Source organism: Paraburkholderia fungorum (assembly GCF_046027605.1).
Classification (GTDB): domain Bacteria; phylum Pseudomonadota; class Gammaproteobacteria; order Burkholderiales; family Burkholderiaceae; genus Paraburkholderia; species Paraburkholderia fungorum_F.
The window spans coordinates 97,766-111,650 of the sequence record NZ_JAQQEF010000001.1 but is presented as its reverse complement, the minus strand read 5'-3'; the positions used below and the strand labels follow the sequence as shown (position 1 = coordinate 111,650).

The 13,885-nt window shown below is 62.5% G+C and carries 10 protein-coding genes; 6 read left to right on the top strand and 4 right to left on the bottom strand.

Annotation, left to right across the window (positions count from 1 at the left end):
• Positions 1-52 precede the first annotated feature (52 nt).
• The 4 genes from PQR53_RS00485 to PQR53_RS00470 all read left to right on the top strand — a co-directional run bounded on the left by PQR53_RS00485 (position 53) and on the right by PQR53_RS00470 (position 6,813).
• Positions 53-1,252 (top strand): amidohydrolase family protein, encoded by a 1,200-nt coding sequence (locus PQR53_RS00485; protein WP_408450513.1) that lies wholly within the window; start codon positions 53-55, stop codon positions 1,250-1,252.
• A gap of 31 nt (positions 1,253-1,283) precedes the next feature.
• Positions 1,284-1,790, top strand: a complete 507-nt coding sequence (locus tag PQR53_RS00480; RefSeq protein ID WP_408450511.1) for a (2Fe-2S)-binding protein — start codon at positions 1,284-1,286, stop codon at positions 1,788-1,790.
• Complete coding sequence (locus PQR53_RS00475) at positions 1,787-5,401, top strand: molybdopterin cofactor-binding domain-containing protein (protein WP_408450509.1); 3,615 nt, start codon at positions 1,787-1,789, stop codon at positions 5,399-5,401. Before PQR53_RS00480 ends, PQR53_RS00475 begins: the two co-directional genes overlap by 4 nt.
• A gap of 203 nt (positions 5,402-5,604) precedes the next feature.
• Positions 5,605-6,813 carry an ABC transporter substrate-binding protein gene (locus PQR53_RS00470; RefSeq protein WP_408450507.1) on the top strand — a complete coding sequence of 403 codons (1,209 nt, stop codon included), beginning with the start codon at positions 5,605-5,607 and terminating at the stop codon, positions 6,811-6,813.
• Positions 6,814-7,539: 726 nt separating this feature from the next.
• Here the strand turns inward: PQR53_RS00470 and PQR53_RS00465 are convergent.
• Positions 7,540-7,791, bottom strand: a complete 252-nt coding sequence (locus PQR53_RS00465) for a hypothetical protein (RefSeq protein WP_007178046.1) — start codon at positions 7,789-7,791, stop codon at positions 7,540-7,542.
• A gap of 294 nt (positions 7,792-8,085) precedes the next feature.
• On the opposite strand from PQR53_RS00465, the gene PQR53_RS00460 reads away from it, so the two are divergent.
• A complete protein-coding gene (locus tag PQR53_RS00460; RefSeq protein WP_408450505.1) occupies positions 8,086-8,613 on the top strand; it encodes a DUF6496 domain-containing protein in 528 nt (175 codons plus the stop codon).
• A 100-nt stretch (positions 8,614-8,713) separates the two neighbouring features.
• On the opposite strand, the gene aptA is transcribed toward PQR53_RS00460, so the two are convergent.
• Positions 8,714-10,042, bottom strand: a complete 1,329-nt coding sequence (gene aptA / locus PQR53_RS00455; protein ID WP_408450503.1) for an omega-aminotransferase AptA — start codon at positions 10,040-10,042, stop codon at positions 8,714-8,716.
• A 218-nt stretch (positions 10,043-10,260) separates the two neighbouring features.
• Here aptA and PQR53_RS00450 point away from each other — a divergent pair, with 218 nt between their 5' ends.
• Positions 10,261-11,676 carry an aminotransferase-like domain-containing protein gene (locus PQR53_RS00450; protein WP_408450501.1) on the top strand — a complete coding sequence of 472 codons (1,416 nt, stop codon included), beginning with the start codon at positions 10,261-10,263 and terminating at the stop codon, positions 11,674-11,676.
• 12 nt (positions 11,677-11,688) lie between these two features.
• On the opposite strand, the gene PQR53_RS00445 is transcribed toward PQR53_RS00450, so the two are convergent.
• Both PQR53_RS00445 and PQR53_RS00440 read right to left on the bottom strand, forming a co-directional pair.
• Positions 11,689-12,312 carry a LysE family translocator gene (locus tag PQR53_RS00445; RefSeq protein ID WP_408450499.1) on the bottom strand — a complete coding sequence of 208 codons (624 nt, stop codon included), beginning with the start codon at positions 12,310-12,312 and terminating at the stop codon, positions 11,689-11,691.
• A gap of 365 nt (positions 12,313-12,677) precedes the next feature.
• A complete protein-coding gene (locus tag PQR53_RS00440; protein ID WP_408450497.1) occupies positions 12,678-13,439 on the bottom strand; it encodes a FadR/GntR family transcriptional regulator in 762 nt (253 codons plus the stop codon).
• Positions 13,440-13,885 lie beyond the last annotated feature (446 nt).

Sequence of the window (13,885 nt, the reverse complement as noted above, 5' to 3'; positions counted from 1 at the left end):
CAGCGTGTGCACGAGACACGGCGCCCGGTAGTCGTTGCGAAAGGAGAGGCAGATGGCAGCAGAGACGTTGACAGGCTTGTCGGGCAAGGTCGCGGTAACGAACATCGGGCTACTCTTATCCGGCGACATCGACCAGCCGATTCTCGACGCGAACACGCTGGTGATCGACGACGGCGTGATCGTCGCGCTCGGCCGGGAGAAAGATTGCGACCTCGAAGGCGCACGGACTACCGTCGACTGCAAAGGCACCACGGTCGCGCCGGGCCTGATCGATTCGCACGTGCATCCGGTGTTCGGCGACTGGACGCCGCGCCAGAATCAGATGGGCTGGATCGAATCGAATCTGAACGGCGGCGTGACGACCATGATCTCCGCCGGCGAAGTGCACCTGCCTGGCCGTCCGAAGGACGTGCTCGGCGTCAAGGCGCTCGCGATCACCGCGCAGCGTTCGTTCGAAGGCATGCGTGGCGCGGGTGTCGGCGGCGGCGTCAAAGTGATGGCGGGCGCGCCGGTGATCGAGAAGGGCATGGTCGAAGCAGACTTCAAGGAGCTCTCGGAAGCCGGCGTGAAGCTGCTTGGCGAAGTCGGCCTCGGCAGCGTGAAGGGCGGCGAGGAAGCGGCGCAGATGGTCGCGTGGGCCCGCAAATACGGCATTCAAAGCACGATCCACACGGGTGGTCCGTCGATTCCAGGTTCGGGCCTGATCGATAGAGACGTGGTGCTGGCCGCCGACGCGGACGTGATCGGCCACATCAACGGCGGCCATACGTCGCTGTCCTATCGGCACGTATGCGATCTGTGCGAGCAATCGAGCCGCGCGCTGGAAATCGTTCACAACGGCAATGAGCGGATCGCGCTGCTCACCGCGCGTCACGCGATTGAATTGAAATGCCCGCATCGAATCATTCTCGGCACCGATAGTCCGGCGGGTTCCGGTGTCCAGCCGCTCGGCATTCTGCGGATGATCGCGCTGATTTCCAGTCTCGCGGACGTGCCTGCCGAAATCGCGTTCTGCTTCGCGACCGGCAACACTGCGCGGCAACGCAACTTGCGCCAGGGTTTGATTGAAGTGGGCCGTCCTGCCGATCTCGTGTTCATGGATCGCGCGCAGCACACGGCGGCCGATACGTTGCTGGAAAGCGTGCAGCTCGGCGATATTCCCGGAGTCGGCATGGTGATGATCGACGGTTTGATTCGCTGCAGGCGCAGCCGTAATACACCACCGGCGACCGAAGTGCCGGTGGTGCTTTGAACGCGCGCCGCACGGCGTGGCCGGTGTTTTCATGAACGGTTCGGCGCCTCTTACGCTGCACGTCAACGGCGCGACGCATCGCGTCAACGCCGGCGCCGACACGCCACTGCTTTATCTGCTGCGTAACGATCTCGCGTTGAACGGTCCGAAATTCGGCTGCGGCCTCGGCGAATGCGGCGCGTGCACGGTGCTGCTCGACGGCATGCCGACGCGCGCTTGCGTGACGACCGCGAAGGTCGCCTTGGGCCGCGAGATCACCACGCTTGAAGGGTTGGGCACGCGTGCCGCACTGCATCCCGTGCAGCAGGCGTTTATCGAAGAGCAGGCCGCGCAATGCGGGTATTGCCTGAGCGGCATGATCATGACCGCCAAGGCGTTGCTCGATCGCGATCCGCATCCGAGCGTCGAGACGATCCGGCGGGAGTTGTCGCGCAATCTGTGCCGCTGCGGCACGCATGTCGAGATCGTACGCGCGGTGCAGCGCGCGGCTGAATTGCTGGCTGCGCAGACTTCCTTGCATCAAGGAGTGCGCGCATGACGGGGCCGGATTTTAGCGTCGATCGACGTTCCGCGCCGTTGTCGCGGCAGCAGCTCTATGACGCGCGGAATGTGCTTATCATCACGCGGCCACCCCAGGCGCCGGTGAAGCCTGCGATGGGTCAACCGGGGTCGCGTTCGTCGTTCGTGCCTACCGAGGCGGACATGTTTCTGGTGGTGCGCGACGACGGCAGCGTGGTGGCGTTCAATGGTCATGTGGATCTCGGGACCGGCATCGGCACGGCGCTCGCGCAGATCGTCGCGGAAGAACTCGATGTGCCGTTGACGCGCGTGTCGGTCGTGCTCGGCCACACCAGCGAAGCGCCGAATCAAGGGCCGACGATTGCGAGCGCGACGATCCAGATATCGGCGGTGCCGTTACGGCATGCGGCGGCGCAAGCGCGGCAATTCCTGCTGGCGGAAGCGGCCGCGCGATGGAACGTAAGCACAGAGCAACTCGAGGTGCGCGACGGTGTGGTTTTCAATCGCGGCGACGATACGGCAAAAGGCCTTGGCTACGGCGACCTGATCGCTGGACGGCGCATCGAACTGACACTCGCCACCGACGCGCCGTTGAAGTCGCCGGACGCGTACAAGATCGTCGGTAAGAGTATGCCGCGCGTCGATATCCCGGCGAAGGCAACCGGCGAATTGAGTTTCGTGCATGACGTGCGCGTGCCGGGTATGTTGCACGGGCGCGTTGTACGGCCGCCGTATGCCGGTGTCGCACAGGGCGACTTCATGGGCAATAGCCTGCTGCGTGTCGACGAGGATTCAATCAGCGATTTGCCGGGCATCGTCAAGGTGGTGGTGATTCGCGATTTCGTCGGCATCGTGGCCGAACGCGAGGAAGTCGCGCAGCAGGCCGTGAAGCGCTTGCGTGTGCAGTGGAAAACTGTGGAAGGTTTGCCGCCGCTCGAAACCAGCGAGGAAGTGGAAGCCGCGCTCAGAGCAAACCCCGCCAAACGACGCGATCTGCTGATCCAGGGCGATGTCGACGCTGCACTCGAGCAGGACCCGGCCCAAACGCTGGAACGCACCTACGTATGGCCGTTTCAGATGCATGCGTCGATTGGACCGTCGTGCGCGGTGGCCGATTACCGCGATGAAAAGCTGAAAGTCTGGTCGGGCACGCAGAATCCCCATTCGTTACGCGCGGATCTCGCCTTGTTGATGGCGCTCGACGAAGCGCACATCGAAATCGTGCGCATGGACGCGGCGGGCTGCTACGGCCGCAATTGCGCCGACGACGTCGCCGCCGACGCCGCGCTGTTATCTCGCGCAAGCGGCGCTCCGGTGCGTGTGCAACTATCGCGCGAAGACGAGCACGCATGGGAGCCGAAGGGCGCCGCGCAATTGATGGATGTGCGTGGTGCATTAGGTGCCGAAGGCGAACTCGCGGCATACGACTTCGCGACGCGCTATCCATCGAACGACGCGCCCACGTTGGCGCTGCTGCTCACCGGCACGCTCTCCGCACAGCCACAGATATTCGAAATGGGCGACCGCACGTCCGTGCCGCCGTACGATTACCGCACCATGCGCATCGTCTGCGACGACACGCCGCCGATCGTGCGAGCGTCGTGGTTAAGAGGCGTGTCCGCGTTGCCGAACACGTTCGCGCATGAGTCTTTCATCGACGAACTCGCGGCGGAAGCGGGCATCGATCCGGTCGAATTTCGTTTGAAGCATCTGACCGATCCGCGCGCGATCGATCTGGTCAAGGCGGTGGCCGGGAAAGCCGGCTGGCAGCCTCGCAACATGGCTTCGAAAGAGGATGTCCCGCAAGAAGGCGACATTCTGCACGGAAGAGGCTTCGCTTACGCCCGCTACGTGCACAGCAAATTCCCCGGCTTTGGCGCGGCATGGTCCGCGTGGGTCGCCGACGTCGAAGTGAATCGCAAGAGCGGCGAACTTGCGGTGACGCGCGTGGTGGTTGGCCAGGACACCGGCACGATGGTGAATCCGGACGGCGTACGTCATCAGATACACGGCAACGTGATCCAGGCCACCAGCCGCGCGCTGAAAGAGCGCGTGACGTTCGGCGAGAACGCGGTGACGAGCCAGGAGTGGGGCGCTTATCCGATTCTGACGTTCCGTGAAGTGCCGGTGATCGAAGTGGTGATGATGCCGCGCCACGGCGAGCCGCCGATGGGCACGGGCGAATCGGCGTCGCTGCCTGGCGCCGCGGCGATCGCCAACGCGCTGTACGACGCCACAGGTGTGCGGTTTCGCAGACCGCCGTTCACACCTGAGACGATCCGCGCCGCGCTCGCCGATGCGCAAGCGCAAGACGCGGCGGCGCGCAAGAAGAAACGTCGGCGGTTCGGCTTGCTCGGCACCATCGCCGCGGGCGCGGCCGGTTGGCTGGGGGTGTTGGCTATGTCGCCACAGGCCGTTGCGCCGATTACGCCGCCGCTTGCGAGCGCGTTCGCGCCCGATCTGGTGGCGCGCGGCAAACTGCTTGCGTCGCTGGGCAATTGCGCGGTTTGCCATACCGCGCACAACGGCGTGCCGAACGCGGGCGGCAAGCCGCTCGATACACCCTTCGGCACCGTCTACAGCACCAATCTCACGCCGGACGGACAGACCGGCATCGGCACATGGTCGCTGGAAGCATTCGTGCGGGCGATGCGGCAAGGTATCAGCCGCGACGGGCATCGCTTGTATCCCGTGTTTCCCTATACATCGTTCAGGAACACGTCCGACGAGGATCTGACGGCGCTTTACGCGTACCTGATGGCGCAAACGCCGGTGCGTTCCCGTCCGCCGGAAACGAAGCTCGCGTATCCCTTCAGCGTGCGTCCGTTAATGGCTGCATGGAATGGGCTTTTTCTCGGACGCAACACGTTCACCGAGAGCGCGAGTCAAAGCGCGCAATGGAATCGCGGAGCGTATCTGGTGAACGGCCTCGGCCATTGCAGCGCATGCCATACCCCGCGCAATGCATTTGGCGCCGAGAAATCCGGCGCGGCATTCATGGGCGGCGGCATCGCGGAGGGGTGGGAAGCACCTGCGCTGTCGACGCTTTCCAACGCGCCCGTGCCGTGGAGCGAAGACGAACTGTTCAGCTATTTGCGCCACGGTCATGCGCCGCTGCACGGCGTCGCGGCCGGGCCGATGGCGCCCGTCGTCAGCGATCTGGCGACGCTGCCCGACAGCGACATTCGCGCGATGGCGACGTATCTGGCGTCCTTGAATCCGCTTGAGCCCAACGCGAATCCCGAGGCGATGGCGCGTCAATACGAGCAGGCCAGCACGATTACGAGTACGGCAACAGGCCTTGGCGCACGTCTGTTCGACGGTGCGTGTGCGGCCTGTCATCACACCGGCAGCGGGCCGCAATTGTTCGGTGCGCATCCGTCGCTGGCGCTTAACACGAATCTGCACAGCGCGACGCCTGATAATCTGATTCGCGTGATTCTCGAAGGTATTGGCTCGCCTGCGCGCCCCGAACTCGGTACGATGCCGGCTTATCGCGACAGTTTCAACGACGTCCAGATCGCCGAACTCGTGACCTACCTGCGTCAGCAATTCGCCGGTGGCAAGCCGGCATGGCAGGACGTCGCGGCGAGCGTCGCCAGAATTCGCGCGACGCCGCGGGCGGAGTGAAGCCGCTCAATGCATCGCAGTAGGGTTCGCATGCATCACGAGCGGTGCCGTTTGTAGCTCGGCTGGCAACACAACTTGCAGCACAACTCGAAGCACGGCTCGAAGCACGGCTCGCGGCACAACTCGCTGGACGAATCGCGAAACGCTTGAACGCTTGATAAAAACGACCGCATTCCCGCAATCCTTTTGATACGGAGAAACGCATGACCACGCGCGCAGGATGGCTCTCTCGCCTCACGGTTTCAACGGTTCTATCGCTTGCCGCCGCCGGCGCGAGTGCACAGCAGACCATCAAGATCGGTGAAATCAACAGCTACAAGGCGCAGCCCGCCTTTCTCGGGCCTTACAAAAACGGCTGGAATCTCGCGCTGGAGCAGGTGAATGCGGCGGGGGGCGTGCTTGGCAAACAGCTCGAAGTGGTGTCGCGCGACGACAACGGCAATCCGGGCGACACGATCCGCGTCGCGCAGGAATTGATTGCGCGGGAGCAGGTGCAATTGCTGTTCGGCGGTTTCCTGTCGAACACGGGCCTTGCGCTGACCGACTTCGCGAAGCAGAAGAAGATTTTCTTCCTCGCGGCCGAGCCGTTGACCGACAAGATTGTTTGGGCGGATGGCAACAAATACACGTACCGTCTGCGTCCTTCGACGTATATGCAGGTGGCGATGCTGGTGCCGGAGGCGGTGAAGCTGAAGAAGAAACGCTGGGCGTTGGTGTATCCGAACTACGAGTACGGGCAATCGGCGGTGGCGACGTTCAAGAAGCTGATGACGGCGGCGCAGCCGGACGTGCAGTTCGTCGCCGAGCAGGCGACTCCGCTGGGCAATGTCGACGCGGGTGCGGTTACCCAGGCGCTAGCCGATGCGAAGCCGGATGCGATTTTCAACGTGCTGTTTGGCGCCGATCTCGGCAAGTTTGTGCGTGAGGGCAATACGCGCGGTTTGTTCAAGGACCGCAGTGTGGTCTCGTTGCTGACGGGCGAGCCGGACTATCTCGATCCGTTGGGGGCGGAGGCGCCGACTGGCTGGATCGTGACGGGGTATCCGTGGTATTCGATCGATACGGCGGCGAACAGGAAGTTTGTGGATGCGTATCAGGCGAAGTATCACGATTATCCGCGGCTCGGGTCGGTGGTGGGGTATTCGGCGCTGATGTCGATTGCGGCTGGGATCAAGAAGGCGGGTTCCACGGATTCGGATAAGCTCGCTGCGGCGTTCAAGGGACTTGGGGTGGAGACGCCCTTCGGGCCGATTACGTATCGGGCGCAGGATAATCAGTCGACGATGGGGGCTTTTGTTGGTGTGACCGGTGTCAAGGATGGGAAGGGGGTGATGACTTCTTATCGGTATGTGGACGGCGCTAGTGTGCAGCCGTCGGACGGTGAGGTTAAGAAGTTGCGGGCGGGGGAATGATTGGTTTTTTGCCTGCGGCATGGGCCTTTCCTTGAGTGGTTGCCCGCGGGGCGCTTTTGGGTTGTGTGCCTATGGCGTTGGCCTTTCCTTGCTTTGTTATTGGTTTATTAGCGTCGCCCCTGTGCGGGGCGGGCACCTACTTTTCTTTGCCTGCCGCAAAGAAAAGTAGGCAAAAGAAAGCGGCTCAAACCGCCAAATCTTAAGCGGGGCCCCCGCACAGTCAAGGTAGTGGTGCATCTGGAATCCGTGCCCTCGCACATCCGGCGCTAGTGACAACGCGCTCATCAGCTCCCACTCCGCACTACGTGCGTCGCGGATGGGTCTGCATGGGAAACCAGGGGCTTCGTTTGGGAGCAGAGCGGGCCGTCGGCTTCGCCTCGGCGAAGCACCCAGTTATCCTAAAGATTCACTCTGCGAGCGAATGAAGTACGAAAAAGACGGCGCATGAATAACGCTTCGGCGCGCGCAGCGCCGCCGGAAGTATGACGCCCTTGTCACACACGTCGAATGTGCGAGAACGCAGATTCCAGATGCACCACTACCGCGACTGCGCGGGGGACCCGCTTAAGAATTAGCGGGGTGAGCGGTTTTCTTTGCTTATCTTTCTTTGCCGCGGCAAAGAAAGTAAGTGCCGCCCCGCACAGGGGCGACGCTAATAGACCAATACCAATTCAAGGAAAGGCCAAAGAGCCAGATCAAGGAAAGCGCCGCTAGCAAAAAAAACCACTACTCCTCCGCATCATGCTCAATCACAAACCGCTTCAAATAAGCCAGCACAGCGGCTTCCACCGCCCGATGATCGGCGGTGCTCTTGGACCCCGCATTCTCCTCATCGCCAAATAACGTGGATGGCGCGTTATGCACGTCCACTTCCTGGCCTTCGCGGAACACGCGAATCTCATGAACATCCTCGGCGTATTCGGCGATCCAATGCACGCCTTCGATATGCGCTCCTGCACGAACGGTAGGTATCTTCATGGAGGTCATCTCCCGTCGGGTCCGGACCACGGCGCCAACCCTTGCTATTACCATACGCCGTCCACGTGCCGCACGCGAGTCCCGCTCGCCAATTTCCTGAAGTTTTCGCTGCGTCGCAAGCCGTTTTCCGAACTTTTATAGCGCCGTGGACCGCGCCCCAGCAATCGCTCACGCTGAGCCAAAAGCACAAAATTCCCGTCAGACGGCCCTTCCGATCGCATCCGCCATCATGGCGAACCGCCCCGGCACACGCGTTGCTGCGTGTCATGGACCCACATCCACCGGAGGACCGTCATGCCCGAACAGAAAACCATCAAGCGCGCCCAGGCCGACAAGCGTGCCGGCAAGTCATCGAGCACCCAGGCCGGGGAATTCGTCAAGGAACAGGTCGATAAGGTGCGCGCCGGCAAGCATGGCGTGAGGTCGGCGAAACAGGCGATCGCAATCGGCCTGTCGGAAGCGCGCCGGGCGGGCGTCGCCGTGAAGTCGCCGAAGAGGGGCGCCACCAGCGAGGCAACCCGCAAGAAAGCCGAAAAGGACAATGCAGCAGGCCAGCACAAGAGCACGGCGAAGAAGAAAAGTGCGAGCAGCGAATCGACAGCCACGCGCTCACGTGCTGCCACCAATGCATTGAAGCGTGAAAGCACCGCCGGTGCATCGCACACCGCCATGTCGAAGCAGACCAGGTCGGCCGCAGCCAAACGTCCCGCGGCCAGCCGTTCCGCAGCAGCGAAAAAAGCCGCCGCCACGAAAGGCGCCGCCGGCCGCTCGGCAGCCGCCAAAAAGGCTGCGCACACGCGGGCTTCACGCACCCATCACTGAAGCCGTTGTCTGAGAGGGAGAGACGCAGAGGGAAAGATGCAGCCGGTAGAAGCGATGCGCACGCGTTTTCGCGCGCGCATCGTCAAGCTTGCTGACTGCCTTACTGCACCGTCGCCAGCACGTCGCCCACCGTCTTGAAGAGATGCGCGATCTGCTCTTCATCGATGATAAGCGGAGGCGAAAACGCGAGGATGTCGCCGGTAAAGCGCACCAGCACGCCCGCCTCGAAGCACTTCACGAACGCTTCGTAAGCCCGCGCGCCCGGCGCGCCGTCACGCGATTCGAGTTCGACGCCGGCGATCATGCCCAGATTGCGCACATCCTTCACATGCTTCGCGCCCTTGAGCGAATGCGCCGCGGCTTCGAATTTCGGCGCCATCGTCGCGGCGCGCTCGAACAGGCCTTCGCGGCGATACAGGTCGAGTGTCGCCACCGCGGCCGCGGCTGCGGCCGGGTGGGCCGAATACGTGTAGCCATGGAACAGTTCGATCGCGCCTTGCGCGCCGGCGTTGACGATCGAGTCGTGGATCGTGCGGCTCGCCGCCACCGCGCCCATCGGGATCGCGGCGTTGTTGATGGCCTTGGCCATCGTGATCAGGTCTGGCGTCACGCCGAAATACTCACTCGCCGTCGCCTTGCCGATACGGCCGAAACCGGTGATCACTTCGTCGAAAATCAGCAGGATGCCGTGTTTGGTGCAAATCTCGCGCAGCTTCTGCAGATAACCTTGCGGCGGAATCAGTACGCCCGTTGAGCCGGCCACCGGTTCGACGATCACCGCGGCAATCGTCGAGGCATCGTGCAGCGTGACAATACGCTCGAGTTCGTCGGCGAGATGTGCGCCCCACGTGGGCTGCCCCTTGGTGAACGCGTTGTGTTCAAGGTTGTGCGTGTGCGGCAGATGGTCGATCGCCGGCAACAGTGCGCCGGAGAATGTCTTGCGGTTCGGCGCGATACCGCCGACCGAAATGCCGCCGAAGCCCACGCCGTGATAGCCGCGCTCGCGGCCGATCAGACGCGTGCGCTGGCCTTCGCCGCGCGAGCGGTGGTACGCCAGCGCGATTTTGAGGGCGGTGTCGACCGATTCCGACCCGGAGTTTGTGAAGAAGATCCGGTCCAGGCCGTTCGGCATCAGCTCGGCAACTTTCGTGGCCGCTTCGAATGCCAACGGATGGCCCATCTGGAAGGTCGGCGCGAAATCGAGCGTCGACAGTTGCTGGGTGATCGCGGCGACGATTTCGTCGCGGCCGTGGCCAGCGTTCACACACCAGAGACCCGCGCAGCCGTCGAGCACTTCACGCCCGTCCGTGGTGCGGTAGTACATGCCCTTGGCCGATTCCAGCATGCGCGGCGCGGCCTTGAACTGGCGGTTGGCGGTGAAGGGCATCCAGAAAGACGACAGGTCGTCGATGACAGGGCGCGAAGTCATGGTTTTCTCCTCGAAGTGGTAGCGAAACTGTAGCGCCCGCGGTTTAATGGCGGCATAAACAGTTGACGCAGTGTGGCGCTAACTGTGTTGGTGGAATGGCGATAACTGTGTCGATCGCGCCGCGACGCAATTCGGCGTTTATCGGGCGCCCGCATCGCTTGCTCCATCTATTTGGCCACTCAGCCGGCCGTCGCGACCGGCCTTTCAGCCCGAATCAAATGATCGAACTACAACTTGAGCGCGACCGGCGCGCCGCCCCCACGCTCGTCGAGCAGGTCGTGCAGGGTTTCGCGGATGCGATCGAGGCGCAATCCCTGCGCGCCGGCGCGCTGCTGCCGTCGGTGCGGCAGTTGGCGCAAAGCCACGAACTGAGCACCTTCACGGTCACCGAGGCGTACAACCGTCTTGTTTCGATGGGCCTCGTGGTCGCGCGGCGCGGTTCCGGTTATCGCGTGGCGGCGCGTGCGCAGCCCGCGCGGGTCGCGCCCACCGACTGGCAGCCGCCCAGTCTCACCGCGACCTGGTTGCTGTCCGACGTGTTCGCCGACCATTCGGTGCCGATCAAGGCGGGCGGCGGCTGGCTGCCGAACGAGTGGATCAACGAAACGGGCTTGCAGCATGCGCTGCGTGCGATGAGCCGGGTGCCGGCGGCGCGGCTCGGCGACTACGGGCATCCGTACGGCTTCGCGCCGCTGCGTGAGCGGATCGCCGAGCAACTCGACCGGCGCGGCTTGCCGGTCGACATCTCCAACGTGCTGCTCACGCAGGGCGCGACACAAGGGCTCGATCTGATCGTTCGCACGTTGCTGCGCGCGGGCGACACGGTGATCGTCGAAGATCCCGGTTATTGCAATCTGCTGCAGATTCTCAAACTGGCGGGGCTGGTGGTGCATGGCGTGCCGCGCACGCCGGCCGGCGTCGATACCGACGTGCTCGAAGCACTGGTCGCGCAACACAAGCCGAAGGCGATTTTCGTCAATACCACGCTGCAGAATCCGACCGGCGCGACCTTCGGCATGTCGGCGGCGTTCCGGCTGTTGCAGATCGCCGAGCGGCAGCGCATGTGGGTGATCGAAGACGATGTCAGCCGCGAACTGGCGCCGCCCGGCGCGCCCATGTTTGCCGCGATGGAAGGCTTGCAGCGCGTGCTCTATGTAGGCGGTTTTTCGAAGACGGTGACGCCGGGGCTGCGCTGCGGCTACGTGGTCGCCGAACGCGCGGTGCTGCGCGAACTGGCGCGTACGAAGATGGCGGTGGGCTTGACGTCGTCGGAAGCGATCGAGCGGATCGTCGACAAGGTATTGCTCGAAGGGCGCTACGCGCGTCACGTCGAAGCGGTGAACGAGCGGCTCAAGCTCGTGCATGCGCGCGTCGAAGAGCGGCTCGACTCGCTCGGTCTCGAACTGTTTCACCGGCCGCGCGCCGGGCTGTTTCTGTGGGCGCGGCTGCCGATCGAACCCGAGCGCGCCGGCGAAGTGGCGACCGCCGCGCTCAAGCACGGCATCTGGCTCGCGCCCGGCTCCTACTTCCGTCCCGACGATGCCCCAAGCGCCTGGTTCCGTTTCAACGCGCCGTACTCGACCGATGACGCGTTGTGGCGCTTCATCGAGCGAGTCGGGCAGGGTGCGATCTAGGGATGCGTCGTCTCAAGCGGAGTGGCCGAGCAGCTTCAGTGCGATCGGATACAGCGAAAGCACCAGCAGCAGCGCCATCACCACATTGAAAATGCGCAGCCGTTTCGGGTCCGACAGCACGCGCCGCATCGCGGTGCCGAAAGCGGCCCACAGGCAGATGCACGGCAACCCGACCACATAGAAAATCACCGCCATCGCGACCGCGTTCATGCCGGTGCTCTCGCTCAGGTGGATCGTGGTCGCGGCGGTCAGCACCATCATCCACGCTTTCGGATTGACCCACTGGAACGCGATGGCTTCATAAAACTTCATGGGCCGGCGATCGCCATTCCTGACCTTCAGCTCGCCCGACGTGCCGATTTTCCACGCGAGATACAGCAGATACGCGACGCTCGCGACTTCGAGCACCGTGTACAGCACGGGAAAGTGCACGAAGGCTTCGCCCAGACCAATCCCAACCGACAGCATCAACAGCACGACGCCGGCGCTGATCCCCGAAACATGCGGCAGCGTGCGGCGAAAGCCGAAGTTGACGCCCGAGGCCAGCAGCATCGTATTGTTCGGCCCGGGCGTGATGCTGGTGACGAGCGCGAATAGAATGCCGGCGGGCAGCGCGCTGAGGCTGAGGTAAGACATGGCGAGGCTCCGATAATGGCCGAGAAGACCTTTGGAGCATTCTAGCGGCGCTTGCCGGTACAGTACCTGTACGGTTTGCGAGATGGTGTCCGGTACGGGCGGTCTGAGATCTTCGCCGCCGCAATCACCAAGCCGTAGTGTCTGAATTGAACGGTTTATAGGGCCAATTTTCTGATCGTAGTGGCGAGGCGAAGGGCGGCTATTACATAAAGCTGGAATACGCCTCGTGTTGCGTATCCATTAGAGTCATGTTGGATTGTGGTGAAAATAACGCAGGCGAGCGAGAAGCCTCCCGTCTGCTGATCTTCATTCCGCGCACTGCGCGGTGAGAAGCTGCGCCTTGAAACTTTCGATATCCACCGCTCTCACTTCGTTTTAAAGTCGCGCGGCACTTGAACTCGCCAGCGGCTAAAGCTCGCCGGATCGAGACTGTCCGCCACGTGTCCAAAGTCGAAAAGATTACGCCGTACGTTCACCAGGTGAGTGACCATGAAATCGCGTGCACTGGCCGCATCGCGTTCCTTGAGCGCTGCCAGCAATTGCCGGTGCTCGCGCTGATAAGCGAGTCGTCGCTCAGGCGTAAGGCTGCGTTTCTTTAACAAGCCCCATTCGCCATGTTCGCGGACTTTCAGAATCAGATTGAAGACGCTGACCATGAAATTGTTGTGTGCGGCCTCCGCGATCTTGTGATGAAACTCGGCGTCCCAACGTTCAAACTCCTCGAGCGTCTTTGCCTGCTCTGCGCTTACGCAACAAGCTTCCATCGCTGCAAAATCTGCCGGCGTGCCATTGCGCACCACCAGGTCGATCAGGCCCGGTTCGAAAATCAGCCGTGCGTCCATCAGCTCGGCGGGACTCACTACAGTTTGTGGTTCCGTTGCCTTGGGTATTTTTTGCTCGATATTCTCGGCCACGTAAGTGCCGCTGCCCACGGTCTGAGTGATCAGGCCCATGTCTTTCATCTGCGCCAGCGCGCGTCGCACCGTCGAGCGGCCGACCGCGTAGGCCTCGCTCATCTGCCGCTCGGTGGGCAAGCGTTCGCCCGGATGCCAACGACCGTCGCGGAGGTTGGACAGCAGGGCTTCCTTGAGCGTGTAAACCGGGTCTGAAACGGGATGTTCGGGCATTGGATAAAAAGCTGTAACGGGTTCCACGAATCATAAGGCAATGACTGCGAGGTTGGTGCAAATTGGTTTCACTCGTGCGCGTCGCCAGATGTCCCCGGTTTTCCCCACCCCAGTATCGCCGTTCGCAATGGAATGCGGTCAGCACAAACGAAGACGTGCCGACAACAGCGCCAGCGTGAGCATGGCCGCCGCCATGAGCACTGCCTGGATTGACGGGAAAACAATCGATTGCTAGTATGGCTCCGTTTGGGTTGATAATAAACCAAATTGAACCAATAGGAAATCTCGTGCGCGTTGTTTCCCTGCTCATCGACCACCGTCAAGTCGTTGTCGCTGTCGCCGCTCCACAGCGCCATCGAGGTTCCCCGCCTACCGCCTCACCTCAGGTCCCGTCATTCCTCAAGACACGCGATGTCATGACCAGGCAGCGGATGCCCGAGTCTCCT

Bases quoted from the DNA above. Each gene is read 5' to 3' on its own strand.
- PQR53_RS00445 (WP_408450499.1), bottom strand. From the start codon at position 12,312: ATGTCTTACCTCAGCCTCAGCGCGCTGCCCGCCGGCATTCTATTCGCG.
- PQR53_RS00480 (WP_408450511.1), top strand. From the start codon at position 1,284: ATGAACGGTTCGGCGCCTCTTACGCTGCACGTCAACGGCGCGACGCAT.
- PQR53_RS00470 (WP_408450507.1), top strand. From the start codon at position 5,605: ATGACCACGCGCGCAGGATGGCTCTCTCGCCTCACGGTTTCAACGGTT.
- PQR53_RS00475 (WP_408450509.1), top strand. From the start codon at position 1,787: ATGACGGGGCCGGATTTTAGCGTCGATCGACGTTCCGCGCCGTTGTCG.
- PQR53_RS00485 (WP_408450513.1), top strand. From the start codon at position 53: ATGGCAGCAGAGACGTTGACAGGCTTGTCGGGCAAGGTCGCGGTAACG.
- PQR53_RS00465 (WP_007178046.1), bottom strand. From the start codon at position 7,791: ATGAAGATACCTACCGTTCGTGCAGGAGCGCATATCGAAGGCGTGCAT.
- PQR53_RS00440 (WP_408450497.1), bottom strand. From the start codon at position 13,439: ATGCCCGAACATCCCGTTTCAGACCCGGTTTACACGCTCAAGGAAGCC.
- PQR53_RS00450 (WP_408450501.1), top strand. From the start codon at position 10,261: ATGATCGAACTACAACTTGAGCGCGACCGGCGCGCCGCCCCCACGCTC.
- PQR53_RS00460 (WP_408450505.1), top strand. From the start codon at position 8,086: ATGCCCGAACAGAAAACCATCAAGCGCGCCCAGGCCGACAAGCGTGCC.
- aptA (WP_408450503.1), bottom strand. From the start codon at position 10,042: ATGACTTCGCGCCCTGTCATCGACGACCTGTCGTCTTTCTGGATGCCC.